Annotated in this window: 2 protein-coding genes and 1 pseudogene; all 3 read left to right on the top strand. The window is 41.1% G+C overall.

Annotated elements, in window-relative coordinates:
• Window positions 1-716: HAD family hydrolase (locus QZ359_RS08770; RefSeq protein ID WP_293965876.1), on the top strand; the 716-nt coding region annotated here is incomplete at its 5' end.
• Window positions 716-1,534 carry a Cof-type HAD-IIB family hydrolase gene (locus QZ359_RS08765; protein WP_153226152.1) on the top strand — a complete coding sequence of 273 codons (819 nt, stop codon included), beginning with the start codon at window positions 716-718 and terminating at the stop codon, window positions 1,532-1,534. The genes QZ359_RS08770 and QZ359_RS08765, both read left to right, overlap by 1 nt.
• A 3-nt stretch (window positions 1,535-1,537) precedes the next feature.
• Window positions 1,538-1,666: pseudogene (locus QZ359_RS08760) on the top strand (signal recognition particle-docking protein FtsY); the annotation flags it as partial.

Raw genomic sequence — 1,666 nt, 5'->3', positions numbered from 1 at the left:
AGTCTCTCTTAGCTTCCTACAAGGAAAAAGGGATTTACTTTGCGGTAGCTTCGGGTCGGGGATTTCTGTCTCTAGAAAAATTATTTGCTGATGTTCGTGATGACATTATTTTCATCGCGGAAAATGGCAGTTTGGTAGAATATCAAGGTCAGGACTTGTATGAAGCGACCATGTCTCGTGAGTTTTATCTATCAACTTTTGAAAAACTGAAAACGTCACCTTATGTAGATATCAATAAATTGCTATTGACGGGTAAGAAGGGCTCTTATGTGCTAGATACGGTTGATGAGACCTATTTGAAAGAGAGCCAGCACTATAATGAAAATATCCAAAAAGTAGCGAGTCTAGAAGATATTACAGATGACATTTTCAAATTTACGACCAACTTCACAGAAGAAACGTTGGAAGTTGGAGAAGCTTGGGTAAACGAAAACGTTCCTGGTGTTAAGGCCATGACAACTGGCTTTGAATCTATTGATATTGTTCTGGACTATGTCGATAAGGGAGTGGCCATTGTTGAATTGGCTAAAAAACTTGGTATCACGCTGGGTCAAGTTATGGCTTTTGGAGACAATCTAAATGACTTGCACATGATGCAGGTTGTGGGACATCCTGTAGCTCCTGAGAATGCACGACCAGAGATTTTAGAATTAGCAGAGACTGTGATTGGTCACCATAAAGACCAGTCGGTTATCGCTTATATGGAGGGCTTATAATGGCAGATATAAAATTGATTGCATTGGACTTGGACGGGACTTTGCTGACTACTGATAAAAGGCTGACGGATCGGACCAAGGCAACCTTGAAAGCTGCGCGTGATCGTGGTATCAAGGTCGTATTGACAACGGGCCGTCCTTTAAAAGCTATGGATTTCTTTCTCCATGAGCTAGGGACTGACGGCCACGAAGATGAGTATACCATTACTTTTAATGGTGGTTTGGTTCAGAAAAATACAGGTGAAATCCTTGATAAGACAGTCTTTTCATATGATGATGTGGCACGTTTGTATGAAGAAACAGAGAAATTGTCACTTCCTCTTGACGCCATCTCAGAAGGAACTGTTTATCAAATCCAATCGGACCAAGAAAGTCTTTATGCCAAATTCAATCCAGCTTTGACTTTTGTACCAGTTGACTTTGAAGACCTGTCTAGTCAAATGACCTACAACAAATGCGTGACTGCCTTTGCTCAAGAACCTTTGGATGCAGCCATTCAGAATATTTCGCCAGAGTTGTTTGACCAATATGAAATCTTTAAATCACGTGAAATGTTGCTAGAGTGGTCACCAAAGAATGTTCACAAAGCAACAGGTTTAGCCAAACTAATCAGCCATCTGGGAATCGATCAAAGCCAAGTGATGGCCTGTGGTGATGAAGCTAATGACCTTTCTATGATTGAATGGGCAGGGCTCGGTGTTGCCATGCAAAACGCTGTTCCTGAAGTCAAGGCAGTCGCAAATGTGGTAACTCCAATGACCAATGATGAAGAAGCTGTTGCCTGGGCTATCGAAGAATATGTGCTAAAGGAGAACTAAGATATGGGATTATTTGACCGTCTATTTGGAAAAAAAGAAGAACCTAAAATCGAAGAAGTTGTAAAAGAAGCTCTGGAAAATCTTGATTTGTCTGAAGATACTGAGATTGCCCTTACAGAAGCTGAGGAAGTT

The sequence above is a fragment of the Streptococcus sp. genome, assembly GCF_019414905.1.
Classification (GTDB): Bacteria; Bacillota; Bacilli; order Lactobacillales; family Streptococcaceae; genus Streptococcus.
The sequence above is the reverse complement of the archived record's forward strand: the minus strand, read 5'-3'. Positions and strand labels throughout refer to the sequence as shown.

Excerpts from the sequence above, each read along its gene's own strand:
- QZ359_RS08765 (WP_153226152.1), top strand. The coding sequence starts at position 716 with ATGGCAGATATAAAATTGATTGCATTGGACTTGGACGGGACTTTGCTG.